The sequence below is a fragment of the Microcoleus harperi Pol14_C6 genome, from assembly GCF_036701295.1.
GTDB lineage: Bacteria > Cyanobacteriota > Cyanobacteriia > Cyanobacteriales > Microcoleaceae > Microcoleus.
Genome location: NZ_JAUBQN010000021.1, coordinates 100,624 through 115,849 on the forward strand (window position 1 = coordinate 100,624; position 15,226 = coordinate 115,849).

At 47.6% G+C, this 15,226-nt stretch carries 14 protein-coding genes; 6 read left to right on the top strand and 8 right to left on the bottom strand.

Translation table 11 applies throughout. The features are described 5' to 3' along the window. Positions 1-20: 20 nt before the first annotated feature. Positions 21-587: a hypothetical protein gene (locus QUA27_RS15915; protein WP_333069007.1), complete on the bottom strand. Its 567-nt coding sequence runs from the start codon at positions 585-587 to the stop codon at positions 21-23. 172 nt (positions 588-759) lie between these two features. Next, positions 760-2,124, bottom strand: coding sequence for a sensor histidine kinase (locus QUA27_RS15920; RefSeq protein WP_333069008.1), 1,365 nt, complete (start codon positions 2,122-2,124; stop codon positions 760-762). A 141-nt stretch (positions 2,125-2,265) separates the two neighbouring features. Between QUA27_RS15920 and QUA27_RS15925 the strand changes: the two genes are divergently transcribed. From QUA27_RS15925 to QUA27_RS15945, 5 genes are all read left to right on the top strand, one after another. Further along, on the top strand, positions 2,266-3,219 hold the full coding sequence (locus QUA27_RS15925; protein WP_510175262.1) for a M48 family metalloprotease: 954 nt from the start codon (positions 2,266-2,268) through the stop codon (positions 3,217-3,219). Between the two features lie 112 nt (positions 3,220-3,331). Next, positions 3,332-3,805: a TspO/MBR family protein gene (locus QUA27_RS15930; RefSeq protein WP_333069009.1), complete on the top strand. Its 474-nt coding sequence runs from the start codon at positions 3,332-3,334 to the stop codon at positions 3,803-3,805. Between the two features lie 225 nt (positions 3,806-4,030). Beyond that, positions 4,031-5,905: an ATP-dependent zinc metalloprotease FtsH4 gene (gene ftsH4 / locus QUA27_RS15935; protein WP_333069010.1), complete on the top strand. Its 1,875-nt coding sequence runs from the start codon at positions 4,031-4,033 to the stop codon at positions 5,903-5,905. 303 nt (positions 5,906-6,208) lie between these two features. Next, positions 6,209-6,652, top strand: a complete 444-nt coding sequence (locus QUA27_RS15940) for a Tse2 family ADP-ribosyltransferase toxin (protein ID WP_333069011.1) — start codon at positions 6,209-6,211, stop codon at positions 6,650-6,652. Between the two features lie 30 nt (positions 6,653-6,682). Continuing rightward, a complete protein-coding gene (locus tag QUA27_RS15945; RefSeq protein WP_333069012.1) occupies positions 6,683-7,162 on the top strand; it encodes a hypothetical protein in 480 nt (159 codons plus the stop codon). 225 nt (positions 7,163-7,387) lie between these two features. On the opposite strand, the gene QUA27_RS15950 is transcribed toward QUA27_RS15945, so the two are convergent. The 4 genes from QUA27_RS15950 to hemE all read right to left on the bottom strand — a co-directional run bounded on the left by QUA27_RS15950 (position 7,388) and on the right by hemE (position 12,988). Next, positions 7,388-8,284, bottom strand: a complete 897-nt coding sequence (locus tag QUA27_RS15950) for a M48 family metalloprotease (protein WP_333069013.1) — start codon at positions 8,282-8,284, stop codon at positions 7,388-7,390. 304 nt (positions 8,285-8,588) lie between these two features. After that, on the bottom strand, positions 8,589-10,181 hold the full coding sequence (locus tag QUA27_RS15955; protein ID WP_333069014.1) for a B12-binding domain-containing radical SAM protein: 1,593 nt from the start codon (positions 10,179-10,181) through the stop codon (positions 8,589-8,591). A gap of 372 nt (positions 10,182-10,553) precedes the next feature. Continuing rightward, positions 10,554-11,519: an NAD-dependent epimerase/dehydratase family protein gene (locus QUA27_RS15960; protein WP_333069015.1), complete on the bottom strand. Its 966-nt coding sequence runs from the start codon at positions 11,517-11,519 to the stop codon at positions 10,554-10,556. Between the two features lie 404 nt (positions 11,520-11,923). Beyond that, positions 11,924-12,988, bottom strand: a complete 1,065-nt coding sequence (hemE, locus tag QUA27_RS15965; RefSeq protein WP_333069016.1) for a uroporphyrinogen decarboxylase — start codon at positions 12,986-12,988, stop codon at positions 11,924-11,926. Positions 12,989-13,017: 29 nt separating this feature from the next. Between hemE and QUA27_RS15970 the strand changes: the two genes are divergently transcribed. Continuing rightward, positions 13,018-13,164: a hypothetical protein gene (locus tag QUA27_RS15970; RefSeq protein WP_333069017.1), complete on the top strand. Its 147-nt coding sequence runs from the start codon at positions 13,018-13,020 to the stop codon at positions 13,162-13,164. Between the two features lie 63 nt (positions 13,165-13,227). Here the strand turns inward: QUA27_RS15970 and QUA27_RS15975 are convergent, their stop codons facing one another. Together QUA27_RS15975 and QUA27_RS15980 are read right to left on the bottom strand one after the other, a co-directional pair. Continuing rightward, entirely contained in the window at positions 13,228-13,998 is a 771-nt protein-coding gene (locus QUA27_RS15975; RefSeq protein ID WP_333069019.1) for a hypothetical protein, read from the bottom strand. Between the two features lie 165 nt (positions 13,999-14,163). After that, entirely contained in the window at positions 14,164-15,093 is a 930-nt protein-coding gene (locus QUA27_RS15980) for a S66 peptidase family protein (protein ID WP_333069020.1), read from the bottom strand. Between the last annotated feature and the right edge of the window lie 133 nt (positions 15,094-15,226).

Below are 15,226 nucleotides of genomic sequence, written 5' to 3' on the forward strand. Positions count from 1 at the left end.
TCAACCGTCAACCAATTAACCTAATTCAAAATTACCTTGCCATCTTCCTGAATTTCCAGCGATTTTGTATCAGCGGCCACCTCAGTTGTCGCGCCGAAACTGACTTGCAACATTCCCGGCATCGCGGTTACTTGGGGGCGAACCAGCAGCAATCCGCCGTCTGGGCGCTGGTAAGTGAGGGTGATTGGCACTGGGAGGGCTTGAAGCAAAATTTCTGATTGTTCGCCCAGAGTGCGCGGCTGGGTAACGCCTACGATTTGATAATTGATGACAGCATTGGTGGTATTCACCAGTTTAATTACTATCCCGCCTTCGGCAGGCGTAACTCGCGCACTGGGCATTGGGAAGCGGGGAGGCGCATCTGTGGGTGTAGATGGCATCCCGCTGAGGCCCGGACTCGCAGCCGGAGTTGGTTCACTGACGGGCTCTTCAGTGGCTGCGGGAGTCTCTGCGGGTTGGGAAACGGGTTTTCCTTGTTGGGGCGGTGGGCCGCCGGCTTGGGAAAGTGTTGCGAGACTAACGAGTAAACCTCCGCAGGTGGCTGCTAGCAAGCTGATTTTTTTTAACGGTAGATTGTGGCGAAACATAAATAACTCCTCACAAGTTCGATCGAGGTTTTCCAACAACGTTTATGTTAATCTATGGCGGAAATGAATTTTAATAGCTGGGTTTGGACACGAGGTAGGAAGAATAACGGTTTGAGGGGTAGATTTTTTTTAAACCGCAGAGGAAGAGAGGAAGAGAGGAAGAGGGGAAGTTTTAAAGACGGAATTGTTCTGATTTGTGGGCGGGGAGGGTGACGGTAACGGCGGTACCTCGCTCGACTTGGCTGTCAATGCGGATTTGGCCGCGGTGATTTTCGACAATTGCTTTGGCGATGGCTAATCCTAAACCGGAACCAGCGGCGCTGCGGTGGGTGCGGGCGGGGTCTGCGCGGTAGAATCGATCGAATAAATGCGGCAGGGCTTCTGCGGAAATTCCGATGCCGGTGTCTGTTACTTTTATTTGCAGCGCTGGATGTAACATTGGCGAATTTCTTTTGTTTTTAGCTGCCACCTCCAATTCTACTTGAATTTGACCGCCAGAGGGGGTGTACTGCACCGCGTTGCTGACGAGATTGGTAAAAAGTCGGGCTAGTTGATCCCAGTCGCCCAACAGTGTAAAGTTGTCCTCAGCGTTGGGCAGATCGACAATTTCCAAAGAAAGAGAGAGATTTTGGGTAGTGGCGATCGCCTGTTGTTCTTCAATTACCTCCATCAGCAAAGCATCGAGAGGAACCTCAATCCACTGCTGCTGCACGATACCGCTATCTTGTCTGGCTAAAAACAGCAAATCGTCAACCAAGCGCCCCAAACGGCGCGTGAGACGTTCGATAACTTGTAGCTGTTGATGCTGCTGCGGTTCGATATCCGGTTCCGCCAAAGCTACTTGGACGTTAGTTTGAATAGTGGCGATCGGATTTCTGAGTTCGTGAGAAGCATCAGCAGTAAACTGTTTGAGACGCCCGTAAGATTCCCGCACAGGTTTCATAGCCAATCCCGACAGCAGCCAGCCAATAGCTGCAACGCAAATTAGAGTTAAACTCGCGCCCAAAATCAAATCGAGAATTAATTGGCGGATGGGTTTTGTCACTTCAAACCAAGGATGGCTGACTCGCAAATATCCCAGAACTTGGCGGCCGCTTTGTACTCGCTGCGTTACTTGTCTGAGGGAATAGTTTTGATCGGACTGTAACTTATTATTAATTATCCAAACTGTTTCGCCGGTACGGTTAGCGTGAATGGGAATATTCAGCGGTTCCGATAATGTAGACCACAGCAATTCACCCGTAGGACTGAACCATTCTAAATCAATGTGGTCGTCTTCTACTGCATCGGTGCTATCTCGAAAACTCGCTTGAATATTAACTTGCAATTTAATTTTATCTGTGGTATTGGGAAAAGTTAGCGGTTCGATAACGAGAGTTCGCTCTATTACTTCTACAACATGATTGAGAGTGTCATCAATGCGATCGATCAAAGTATTGCGGACGTAGAAATAGAAACCAGTGGCGAATACAAGTAACAATACAGCAGTAACGGCTGTGTACCAAATAGCGAGGCGGCGGCGAGTAGCTTGGAACATATTACGAAGGAAGTTCGGCAACTGATTGTGTAATAGCTTCAACAGATTTAACCGATTTAATAACTATAACCTTCTTCACTTCTTCTCTTCCTTCGTGTCCTAGCGCTTAGGCGGTTCGTTTAAAAAAAACCTTCTTAGCCAATGATCCAAAAAAACTATAACAATATTCCATTATTAATACTTCAGACAGATGTCGAGTTAGCTGTCAGCCTGGTAGTCTACTCGCTAAACTTTTTAGGTAGAAAGCCTGTGAATAAATTTTTATTTCGAGCTGCGATCGGGCTATTAATGGCATTTTTTGGAGCAATCACCTATTTTACAAACGACGTACAAAATCCGGTAACTGGAGAGAGACAGCGGGTGCAGCTTTCTCCCCGCCAAGAGGTAGTTTTGGGATTGCAGGCGCGAGATCAAATGGCCGCCAAGTATGGGGGGCTTTATCCCAGCCAGAGTATTCAGCAGTATGTCGATCGAGTAGGAGAACGAGTTGTCAACGGTTCGGCCGCGAAACAAGCGGGTTATCCGTTTGAATTCCACCTGCTGCGAGACCCCGAAACTGTCAATGCTTTTGCTTTACCGGGGGGACAAGTTTTCATTACGGCGGGGCTGCTGCGGCGGCTGAATTCCGAGGCTCAGTTGGCTGCTGTACTGGGGCACGAGAGCGGTCACGTTGTGGCGCGCCACGCTGCGGAACACTTGGCAAAACAGCAGTTGGGCAGGGCTTTGGTAACGGCGGTTGGGGTGGCTACTAGCGACGATCGCGGTGGGGGCCAGCAGGCTGCATTAATTGCTCAAGCTGTCAATCAAGTGGTCGGTTTACGGTACGGTAGATCGGATGAACTTGAGAGCGATCGGCTCGGTTTTCGGTTTATGACGGAGGCGGGTTACGATCCGAGAGGTATTGTTGAGGTAATGCAAATTCTCGGTGCTGCTAGGAAGGGCGAAGCGCCGCCGGAGTTTTTGAGTTCTCACCCAAACCCCGAAAACCGAGTTCAAAAGTTGCAAGCTTTAATCGCGCAAAATTACCCTAACGGCGTTCCAGCTAATTTGGTGTCTGGACGCGAAGAGTTTGCTAAGAATTTGTCTGGCGGTTAGGAATAATTGCATAGGGCTTTACAAAAGTTATTACTAAAGGCGGATCTAAGTTCGGCTGGGAGTTGGCACGATCGACTTAATGAGCGATCGAGCAATTTGAAAGTTGAAAACCATGATCGAATCTTGGATGATTATCGGCGGCGTGACTTTCTCAGTCGCGTTTGGTACTCTGTTTTTTAAACTCCGCGATATTAACTGGGCTGTCAAACTTCAAAGACCGGATTGGATGTTTTTTGAGCCTGCTATCCCGTTAATTTGGACGGTAATTTTTGCTTGCGGGGCAGGCAGCGCTACTTTCGTGTGGGAACAGGAGCCAGGGAGCCTTAAAACTTGGCTGTTGATGGCTTTGTACTTGCTTTTAGAAATTGTAACAGTTGCTTATATTCCTGCTACTCTCAGAGCCAAAAGTCTCAAAGTAGGGACGATTTTGGGAGGGGCTGGCGAGATTTTGGGAGTTGTGCTGGCGTTGGCTGTTTTGCCGATTTCTCAAACGGCCGCTTTGTTACTTTTGCCTTACGCGATTTGGGGTGCGATCGGCACTTATACTACTTGGGAAATGATTCAATTAAACCCAGAAGCTGCATAAATAGTCGGTGTTCTTCGGCGCACCCTACATACAATACCCCTCTTCTCTTCCTTCGTGTGCTTAGCGTCTTCGCGGTTAGTAAAAAAAGCATTGTTAATAATAGCAAATCCGTGCTAGCGGGTTAACCCACCCGATAAAGTGAGGAAATCCGCTTAACATTGTCTGCGTAGTTAATGAGAAAATAGATGAATAAAACTGCTTTAAATCAAAGGATGACAGTTATCAATGGCTATTAAAGACCAGCCCCAAACACCTCGTTTTCGACAAATTAGCAATGTCTTGTTATTGCTCTCAAGTTTGTTTTTGCTGGCGAATATCTTTTTACCGAATTTGTTCGGTCCCCAAATTCCGCAAGTGCCTTACAGCTTGTTCGTCCATCAAGTACAAGAACAAGATGTAGTCCGAGCTTCGGTAGGCCAAAATGAAATTCGCTACCAACTCAAAGGCGAAGGTGACAAACCCGGTCAAGTCCTGTCAACTACGCCAATTTTTGACCTGGAACTGCCTAAACTTTTGCAAGAAAAAGGCGTTGAATTTGCGGCTACTCCGCCTGCTAAAAATGGCTGGATCGGCAGTGTTTTAAGCTGGGTAGTTCCGCCGCTGATTTTTGTGGCGATTTTTCAATTTTTCATGAACAGGCAGGGTGGCGGGCCACAGGGTGCGCTCTCGCTCGGCAAAAGCAAAGCTAAGGTCTATGTAGAAGGCGAATCGGCGAAAATTACTTTTGCTGATGTGGCTGGAGTAGAAGAGGCTAAAACTGAATTAGTCGAAGTTGTTGAATTCCTGAAAACTCCTGACAGATTTACGGCAATTGGCGCGCGAATTCCGAAAGGCGTGTTGTTAGTCGGGCCTCCGGGAACTGGCAAAACTCTGTTAGCTAAAGCAGTGGCTGGTGAAGCTGGCGTGCCGTTTTTTAGCATCTCCGGTTCGGAGTTTGTGGAACTGTTTGTAGGTGTTGGTTCTGCAAGAGTTAGAGATTTATTTGAGCAGGCTAAGAAACAGGCTCCTTGTATTATTTTCATTGATGAATTGGACGCCATCGGCAAATCCCGCAGCAGTAACGCTAGCTTCGGTGGGAATGACGAACGCGAACAAACTCTCAATCAACTGTTAACTGAAATGGATGGTTTTGCGGCGGGCAATACTACGGTAATTGTGCTGGCTGCAACTAACCGCCCAGAAAGTTTGGATGCTGCTTTGTTGCGCCCTGGCCGTTTCGATCGCCAAGTTTTAGTCGATCGCCCGGATTTATCCGGCCGCGAAGCAATTTTGAACATTCACTCTCAAAAAGTGAAGTTGGGCCCGGATATTGACTTGAAGGCGGTCGCCACTCGCACCCCCGGTTTTTCGGGCGCAGATTTGGCAAATTTGGTCAATGAAGCTGCCTTGCTAGCTGCTCGGAACAAGCGCCTAACTGTAGCTCAGGAAGACTTTTATGAGGCGTTTGAGCGCGTTGTCGCTGGCTTGGAAAAGAAAAGCCGGGTGCTCAACGAAAAAGAGAAAAAGATTGTGGCTTACCACGAAGTCGGGCATGCGATGGTGGGTGCTGCGATGACTGGCGGCGGCGAAGTGTCAAAAATCTCGATCGTCCCGCGCGGTATGGCTGCACTGGGTTACACGTTGCAAGTACCGACTGAAGACCGTTTCTTGTTGGATGAATCGGAATTGCGGGGTCAAATTGCGACTTTGTTGGGCGGGCGATCGGCTGAGGAAGTCGTGTTTGGTAGCATTACTACTGGCGCTTCAAATGACTTGCAAAGGGCGACCGATCTAGCTGAACGGATGGTGACAACTTACGGGATGAGTAAGGTTTTGGGGCCTCTAGCTTACGATCGAGGTCAACAAGCAATGTTCCTCAATGACGGTATGGGAAATGCCCGCCGCGCTGTCAGTGCTCAGACCGCTGAGGCGATCGACCAAGAAGTGAAGGAAATTGTCGAAACTGCACATCAGCAAGCTGTGGATATTCTCAAAGCAAATCGAGAGTTGTTGGAAACAATTACGCAGAAACTGTTGGAAACTGAGGTGGTGGAAGGTGACGCACTTCGCGAATACCTCCGTCAAGTGCGGCCTTTAGATAAGGTTGTGGCTTCAGTTTAATAGGGTTTAATTAAACCGCAGATGAACGCAGATGATTCCAAATCATCTGCGTTTTGTGATCGTAATCCACGATGAGCCGACTTAAACAGACAACGGCAAACGGACAAATCTGCGTTTGTGCGATCGCAAGTAATCGTATTGAGGGAGAGCAATCACAGGGCGCTCTCCCTGATACTCAAATCAAAATAAATTAGCACTGACATCTCACGAATTAGCTGCAAAAACGAAGAGCAATCGCATGAAACCAATGCAGCAATTACATTATGATTGGTCTGGCGATCGAGTTGGGCTGATAAAAGGCTAATGGCAAGACTCTATTATCGAGGCATGGCAGAAGAAAACGGTAAACCCAAAATGGGACGCAGCGCGAGGCTACTGGGAGTCAGACACGGTACTGACATTGATGTTGAGCAAGTCCCCAAAGACTGGTTGGATGAACAAGGTTATTTACTACCAGAAACAGAGCGCAAGTCTTCAGAGGAGTCTGTCACTGTAGCCATTAGAAACACAAAAGGAATGTCTGTATCCCTCTCTATCGAAGGCTTACCACCATCCCGCAAACCCCCAAAATTTGGCGGAACAGGAAAAGATCCTCTTTGGCAGATTGACGACAGCAAGATCGTCGGAGATATTGAAGCTGTGCAAGATAGTCCAACTCATGTCAGTATTTTGCCAAGCGCTACAATGCTTTTAGAGAAATATGAAGCAGCCCTGGCCCAGACACAGAACGAATGGGAGAAAGTTTGATAGTTTAATTTACTCAACGGGAGAACAGCAATGGTATGGGTGTTTAGCTTATCGGCTGAATGTGGCACAAAGCAATCGGAAGCACAGCAATTTGCTCAATATTTCAATAAAACTTTCTGCGTGCTCTCAAACGGTAGAGTTTCCCAATGCCGGGCAGAAATTTTTCAGGATATAGAAGAAAATTGGTGGTGTCGAGTTTGTCCAAGTGGCATCAGTGAGATTGGCATTGACACTCCAGAAAGTGCTTATTTAATGACGGAAATAGGTAGATTTCTGTATCTGCGTTTGCGGTTTGCTCCACCGTTTCGGTATGCTTTAGTTGGTATGGAAGTAGATGAGTTTAGAACCTACAGCGAATTGATTGAAGAGCCTGGCTGGGCTTTTCCTGGATTGGTTTTAGCTGAAGCTGTTTGGCAAGCAACGGGAGCATCTTCGGTTTTTCAATCGTTCAGTCTTGGATATGTTTGGAAGCCCTATGAGGGTGAAGTTTATAGACCGCTACTAGCATGACCGGACTTAAAGAACAAGCTGGATGAATTGCTGAGCGTGGGGTAATCCTTTGAGTGGAGGCATCACCCCTGACAGTAAATACCAAACTGTGCAATGTTTACAGAAATAGCGATCGCCCCTACCTATCTAATTAGTCGCTCCATACAGCGCTCGTTACAAACACACAGAAACCCGGTTGCTTCAAAACACCGGGTTTCTCCATATTGTTGCTGCATTTTCGAGCGATCAAACTCCGTTTATGTAAGCCATAACTGGAGTACCTTGCTGCTGCTGCGCCATTTCCAAAAGGCGTTGAATGCGATCCTCTGTCGGCGGGTGAGTGCGGAAAAGTGACTGCAAACCTTTAGTCGAAAAAGGATTCACAATCAGCAGCGGCGACATCGCAGGATTGCCGTGCATGGGAATTTCATGACCCAGTTTCTCCAATTTTTGCAGCGCGTTTGCTAAGCCGATCGGGTTATTGGTAATTTCCACCGCACCGCTGTCTGCTGCAAATTCCCGCGTCCGAGAAATCGCCAATTGAATTACGGTTGCTGATAGTGGCGCTAAAATGATTAAAAACAGCAAACCAAACGGATTCGCGCCTTGTCTGCTATCCCGCGTTACCGGGCCGTACAGCGCTCCAAAAGTCAGAATTCGCCCGACAAATGTAATCGCCCCAGCAATTGTGCCTGCAACTGCTTGAGTAAGGGTATCGCGGTTGCGGATGTGCGTGAGTTCGTGTGCTAAAACCCCTTCTAATTCTTCGCGCGAAAGCAGCTTGATTATCCCTTCAGTAACTGCTATTGTCGCGTGTTCCGGGTCTCTTCCTGTGGCGAATGCGTTGGGAGATTGAGTGGGAACTAGAAATATTTTCGGCACCGGAATTTCTGCTTTTTCACTCAGCGAGGCTACCATATCGTAGAGTTCGGGAGCTTCGCTGCGGGCGAGCGGCTGAGCGCGGTAAGCCATTAACGCGGCCGTGTCGGAATAGTACCAAGAGCTAAAACTTGAGAAAGCCGCTAGCGCTAAACCGATGTAAAGTCCTTGCTCGTTGCCGATTAAATAATAACTTCCTAAAACGAGAAGGCCGCTTAGGAGTCCTAAGAGAGCGGCTGTTCTGAGTTGATTTGTTCCTAGCATGGCGGGTTGAGGGCGATCGCTATTTTGATATTTTTTATCTTGTAATTAGATTTTCATATTTGCGGGCGATCGCGCCTCTATCTGCCGAAATAAGTGCAGCGGCCAATAGTAGTATTTCACCTTTTGAGTCAGAAACTGGGAATCTCTCGGGAGGCTCTCTCGCCTGCTCTCAAGAGGCGGTAGAGCCGCAGGATATGACATTTCCAGCCAGAACCTGGAAACGAGATTAAAAACAAAATAAACGCAGACAATCTTACATTCATCTGCGTTTACCTGCGTTCATCTGCGGTTGAATTCTCCAACCCTAAACCGCTTGCACTTGCTTTTCCTCAACAGCAACAGGTTCTTGATATACTGTTTGAGACTCATTAGCCAAAAACTCGGCTAATTGAGCTTCGATTTCATCGCGCACAATCTGGCGGTATTCCAGGAAATGCTCGTTGTGAGCACACACTGTTAAATAATGATCCCAAACCGCAGGATTGCGCTTGAGAATGCTGAACAAATGATGCCAAAACTTCCAGCGAGTTTTGCGCTTGACTCCCTGTCGCCACACCACAGTTAGCAGTGCTCGCAAATCGATCCAACTGGGAATTCTTGCAGGTATATTTGCTGTAGGTGCACCCAACATTAAGAAATGGCGATAAGTCCGGTCTAAATATTTCTCAGCATCGTACACTTCGCAGAATGCCTCGACATATTCGCGGGCAATATCTTCGAGAGGCCGCGTCGGAATAAAGTTCATCAAAGTAGTCTGATTAAGGTTGCCAGATTTGTCGCGCAACCGCCCTTCTTTTGCTAGTCTGTGGGACAATGCAGTGTGCGGCAAAGCTTGCAGCATTCCAAAGGTTGTGCTCGGAATGGCGGCTGCTTCGGCAAACTGGACAATCCGCTGACCGGCACCGGGTTTTTCCCCGTCAAATCCGATGATGAATCCGGCCATTACTCGCAAACCGGATTTGGCAATTAACTCTACCGATTCTATCAGAGAATTGCGGGTATTTTGGAATTTTTTCGTCATTTGCAGGCTTTCTTCATCAGGAGTTTCAATCCCTAGAAATACTGCATTGAAATTGCACGCTACCATCATATCCATCAATTCTTGGTCTTGGGCTAAATCGATGGAGGCTTCTGTGTTGAAAGTAAATGGAAATTTGTGTTCTTCTTGCCAGACTTGTAAGTCTTTTAGCAACAGTTTGACGCTGCGTTTGTTGCCGATAAAGTTGTCGTCTACCATGAACACGCCGCGCCGCCAGCCCAAGTTGTAGAGACAGTCTAATTCTGCTATCAATTGTTGGGGGGTTTTGGTGCGGGGTTTGCGGCCGTAGAGGACGATGATATCGCAGAATTCGCACTGGAAAGGACAGCCTCTGGAAAATTGAATTGACATCGAGTCGTAGGCGTCTAATTCCAGCAAATCGAAGCGGGGAACTGGGGTTGTGGTAACATCGGGTTTCACGCCGTCCGATCGATAAATTCCGCTTTTTTCGCCCCGTTGTATTGCTTCGACGAACATCGGCAAGGTGATTTCGCCTTCGTCGAGAATCAGGTAATCTATGCCCGCTGCTTGAGGTTCTTCGGGTACGGAAGTGGGGTAGGGGCCGCCGCAAGCTACGGATTTACCGCGCCGTTTTGCTTCGCGAATGATGTCTAGCAAATCTTCTTTTTGAACAATCATTGCGGACAGAATAACGAGTTCTGCCCATTCCCATTCTGCTTCTGTAATTTGTCTGATATTGCGATCGACTAACTTAAATTCCCATTCTTGGGGTAAAATAGCTGCTACCGTTACCAAACCCAGCGGTGGCAGCAGCACTTTACGATCGACTAATTCTAGGATTTTCTCGTAAGACCAAAATGTTTTCGGAAACAGCGGGTAAACTAGAAGAACTCGCATTATATGTTAAACCTCACATCAGTAAACAACTTGCGATCGGGCTGGCGTGTTTGAGAGTTCGATCGACTCTCAAGACTTCATGTTAAGGCTAAAATTACGATCTTGCACTCGATCAAATATCTGGCGAGGGGTCACACCCCCTAAGATAAACAAATATGAGCGCAATTTTTAGCTTGCAGTTCCCTGTTCAAGTTTGCAAATGCTGATATCTTATCGTATTTGACCCTTAATTGACGATAATCGCATTTAAAAAGCATGGGATTAAGGCAAAAAAGAACTGGAAAAACTTACCTTATTCGTAAGATGCGCGTCGGCGCACCCTACATATATCTCGTAAGATACACATTCCCTCTTCCCTGTTCCCTTTTCCTTCTAATTGGAATCTTTGCCCGGAATCCCGCTAGTTCTTAACATATCGGCAACTGTACCGCAGTAACTCGGGATTCCTATGCTTTCGGGATTCACCAGATTTTGATAGGTAAAATGGCGGTAGCTGATGCAAAATCTATCCCAAGCAGCCACCTGAATTCGGAACAGCCAAATAAAGAAATCCGCTAGCCAAGGTGACAGAGTTATCCGAAAAAATATGTTTTTATTCAAATACTTGCAAGCTTGTTCTACCACTTCATTAGCTGTAATCGCCGGATTTCCTAGCACAAAATGTCGCGGTTCCTCGGAAGCCGGCGGATGTTCAACTAAATAATTAACTACTTTAGCAATATCTGCGCCGTGGATGAAGTGAAAACTGCCATCTGCCTTAAACCAGCGAATCAAACCAATCCATTTTGCGACAAGTGGCAAGCCAGATGACAAGTGAGAGACGGGTTTTTCAGCGTCTCCTCCCAATACTAATGTCGGGTAAAGTGCAGTAATGGGAGGCACATTTGTCAAGGCTGACAAATGCACCATGCAGTTGTATTTTGAGCTAATATAATCTGTCCCCAGTTCCCCGGCTTCTTTGAGCAAATTGTTGTCTCTACCGAGAATGCTGGCTGTTGAAAAATAAATTACTTGCTGGCAAGTCTGTGGCGAAAGTAGTTGAATTAGCCCGAGAGTTTTGGTTACGTTAACGTCAAACACTTCTTGAGTTCCTCCCCAAGCAGTGGCCGCTAAAATTGCGACATTAATTGTTTGCAGAAGTTCGGCGTGTCGATCGATATCTCGCATATCGCCTTGTATTATATGGATGCCGGGGCGGGCTTTCCAGTCAAATTTTAATTTTTCCGGGTTGCGAACTAAGAGGTAAAGTTCGTGGTTTGTCTCTTGAATCAAAGTTTCGGCCATGTAGTGACCGATACAGCCACTTGCACCCGTCACAAAAATTTTTTTGGAGTTCATTTTGCCGCAGGGGAAGAGGGAGGATTTGACGTTTTTTCGACGGTAGGGAGACGGCATTGCGGTATCCCTACCAATATCAGATGCAATTAACCGGATTCGCTCCGATTATATAATCTTTTTCGACGGTAGGGAGACGGCATTGCCCATTGGTGTCAACGTAAGACTGAAACCCCTGATAAATCTCGCTTTTAACTGAGTCTCGATCCCCCTAAATCCCCCTTACTTTGAGAAGATTCCTGCCCCCCCTTATTAAGGGGGGCGCCAGGGGATCGAGCCCTAATCGTCAGACAGCAGACCGATACTACGTTTAACGTTAAGTTGACACGGCAATGCCCAGTGCCGTATTTCTACAAAGATCAGGTGCAATTAACCGGATTTGATCAAATTCTACTATCGAAATCAAATTAAGCAGCAACTGCAAGCAATTTGTCCGCTTGTTTTGCCGTTTCAAAGAAGAAACGCACGTTATCTTCAGGAGTTCCCGGTAATACACCGTGTCCCAAATTGAGGATGTGTCCGCGCGGGCCCGCTTTGCGAATTGTATCAAGAATTCGATCGCGAATAAACGGTTGAGAACCAAACAACACGCCCGGATCGAGATTTCCTTGAACGTTCATATTCGGGCCCAAACGCTTGCGCGCGTCGGCCATATCAACAGTCCAATCGACGCTGATGATATCAGCGCCGGATGTTGTCATGCGTTCGAGGAGGCCGGCGCTACCGGTGACTAACAGAATTAGCGGTGTGTCGGGATGGGTTTTTTTGACTTGCTCGAATACTTGTTTCTGGTAAGGTAGAGCGAAGGTATCGTAGTCCTGCGGGGACAGTTGGCCGGCCCAGGAGTCGAACATTTGCACGACTTGCGCGCCGCAGTCGATTTGATAGCGCACGTAAACTGCGATCGCATCGGCGAATTTCGACAGCAACTGATGCAGTAAAGTTGGATCGGAAAATGCCATGTTTTTGATGATGGCATAATCCTTAGAACCTTTGCCCTCAACGGCATAGGCCGCCAGCGTCCACGGCGCGCCCACAAAACCGAGCACGGTGGATTTGTTGCCGACTTCCTCGCGCAGGGATTTGAGGATGGTTTTGATAAACGGCAAGCTTTCTTCCGGGTTCAGCGGTTGCAGCGCGTCGATTTGCTGCTGAGTGCGGATGGGTGCGTGGATAATTGGGCCTTTACCTTCGGCGATGTCCATGTCGATCCCCAAACCGGGCATGGGGGTGACAATATCGGAAAACAGGATTACGCCGTCGGGTTGAAACGCGCGCCACGGCTGAAGGGAAACTTCGATCGCAACTTCGGGAATTTCGGAACGTTCGCGAAACGAGGGATACTTTTCTCGCAAATCTCGATAAGCCTTCATGTAGCGGCCGGCTTGGCGCATCATCCACACGGGCGGGCGGTCTAGGGTTTCGCCGCGGGCTGCCCGCAACAACAAGGGAACTTCATTTAATGCCGACATTTTAACTTTTCTCTACCTTAGATATTTCAATGCCTTTGGTAGCTTACCACTGTGCGATCGTCCTTTTTGACAAAATAGTTGTGTGTACAAATGTGTATTTTGTCATTGCCAAAGAAAGTGAGGCGATGGCCGCAGATCGACTCGTATATAAAGGACTGTATAAGTCCTGTGTATAGGCTCAGAAACCCGGTTTCTTCGTAGAAACCGGGTTTCTGATTCCGCCCTACACTTTGACCTACTTACCTCGTCACACAAACTCCGCCCACCACTACCCGACATTGATCTCGGTCCGCATCGAATCTACTATCATTCCGCCTCGCGGAGTCTAAATCTCTAGTCCGTGAATTGTAGTAATAATCTCCCGCCGGAAACCTTCTATTCGGGACAGCGCAGTAAGTTGAATCTTGATTACCATCGTCAAACCTGACTCTCACCATAGAACGTCTCTCGCGACAATCAACCGACCGCAAGCCAAAATCATCTTGCAGAAGCTGTGCTCTGTCATATTGATGGTCATCTCGCCTCGTGTACCAATCGTCCCGCGAATTGCGAGCTCGTCTGTCCCCCCCATCAATTCCCGAAACTTCCAGCGTGTAGTTACCGCCCCTGGCAGCATCTTTTGCTAACACTAACAGTTTGTAATCGCCACTACGGGGAATTTGATAATTAAAAGAACGGTCTTGCGTAAAAGCGACTTGTTTGTTGTTCCCGTAAAACAGCACCATGACGGGAGTAAAACCGCGACTTCTATCTGTGTCTAAAAACACTTCAATGTTATCGCCTTCCCGAGCGTTGAATGTGTATTCTTGCCCGCGCAATTCTTCCGTCGGAGATCCCGGAACCCACATATTTCGGAAACGGTAAATCGGGGAAGTGCGGCGAATTACTCCATCTATGCGATCGTTATTCCCTATCTGTTCGCCAACCGCACTAGAGGAAATCCCCGTAAGTGCCAATCCCGTAACTAGGACTGCGGCAGCAATACTGTTTAACAAGTTGTGTGCTTTCATATCAACCTCTGGAAAAATTTAAAATCTTTTTGCTTTCTTGGCGCCGACATTTGCATACACAATCCATTTTAAATGTAATTTCTGCCAACCGTGTCAACCTCACCCAACCCCGCTATTTAGCTGGTGCAAAATCTCAAGTTAAAGTTATAGACGTTGATCTCTAATCTAAAGTTGCGATTTATAGCCACAAATCAGCAATCCCGATTCAGCGTCGAGACTCGCCATAATTCCCATCGGTAAAGCAGCGTTAACCCCCTCGTGGCCGAAGGGCAAATCCGAGACAATCGGAATATTCAAGTCCCCCAGCCGATCGCGCAAAACCTCTTCAATGCTAAAACTGGGAATACTCGGGTCAATCTCGCAACGACTGAAGCGCCCCAAAGCAATGCCCCGCACCCCAGCGAAAGCCCCCGCCATCCGCCACAAAGTCAACATTCGATCGACCCTGTAAGGAGCCTCGGAAACATCCTCAAATGCGAGAATAGCCCCGGTCAAATCCGGTTGATACGGGGTTCCGAGCAAATGAGAAGCCACCGTCAGATTCGCCGGAAACAGCCGGCCGGTGGCTTGTCCGCTGCCCCATCCTTTACCTTGCAAAGATTGTAAGGGACGACCTTCTATGCAGTCAAAAAGTCGATCGACAGACCAATCCGGTTCAGCACCCAAAGTTGTCAGCATCGGCCCGTGAACGCCCCAAACGCCCAATTTAGCCTGATTCCACAGCAAAGCAGTAATATCTGAAAAGCCGATTAACCATTTCGGTGAATGGCAATCGGGAGTTGGAACTTGGGAATTTTCCGCCTTTCCCACATTTCCTTTTTCCAAAAGTCGAGTGCTGCCGAAACCGCCACGAACACAGAGAATACCGCGACAATCCGGGTCATTGAGGGCATCTGCCAACTGTCGGACCCGGTTTTCGTCGGAACCGGCCAAATAGCCCCAGCGATCGTCAAAACCCGGTGTTAATTCAAGTCGATAGCCGCGAGATTTCCAAATTTCTACACCCTTTTCAAAGTTAGTTGATTCTCGCAAAGTGCCACTAGGGGCAATTACTTTGAGCAAATCTCCTGGTTGCAGAAATTTTATGTCAGTCATTAGTTATTAGTTATTTATTATTAGTTAGATCGTCTTTTGTGAATACATCCTAATTCTGTAGATACTGTCTTGACCTGTCAAGGGGTAGCAGTCAAATAATTGGGGTCGAAAGGCTTTTGGGATTTTAAAATCC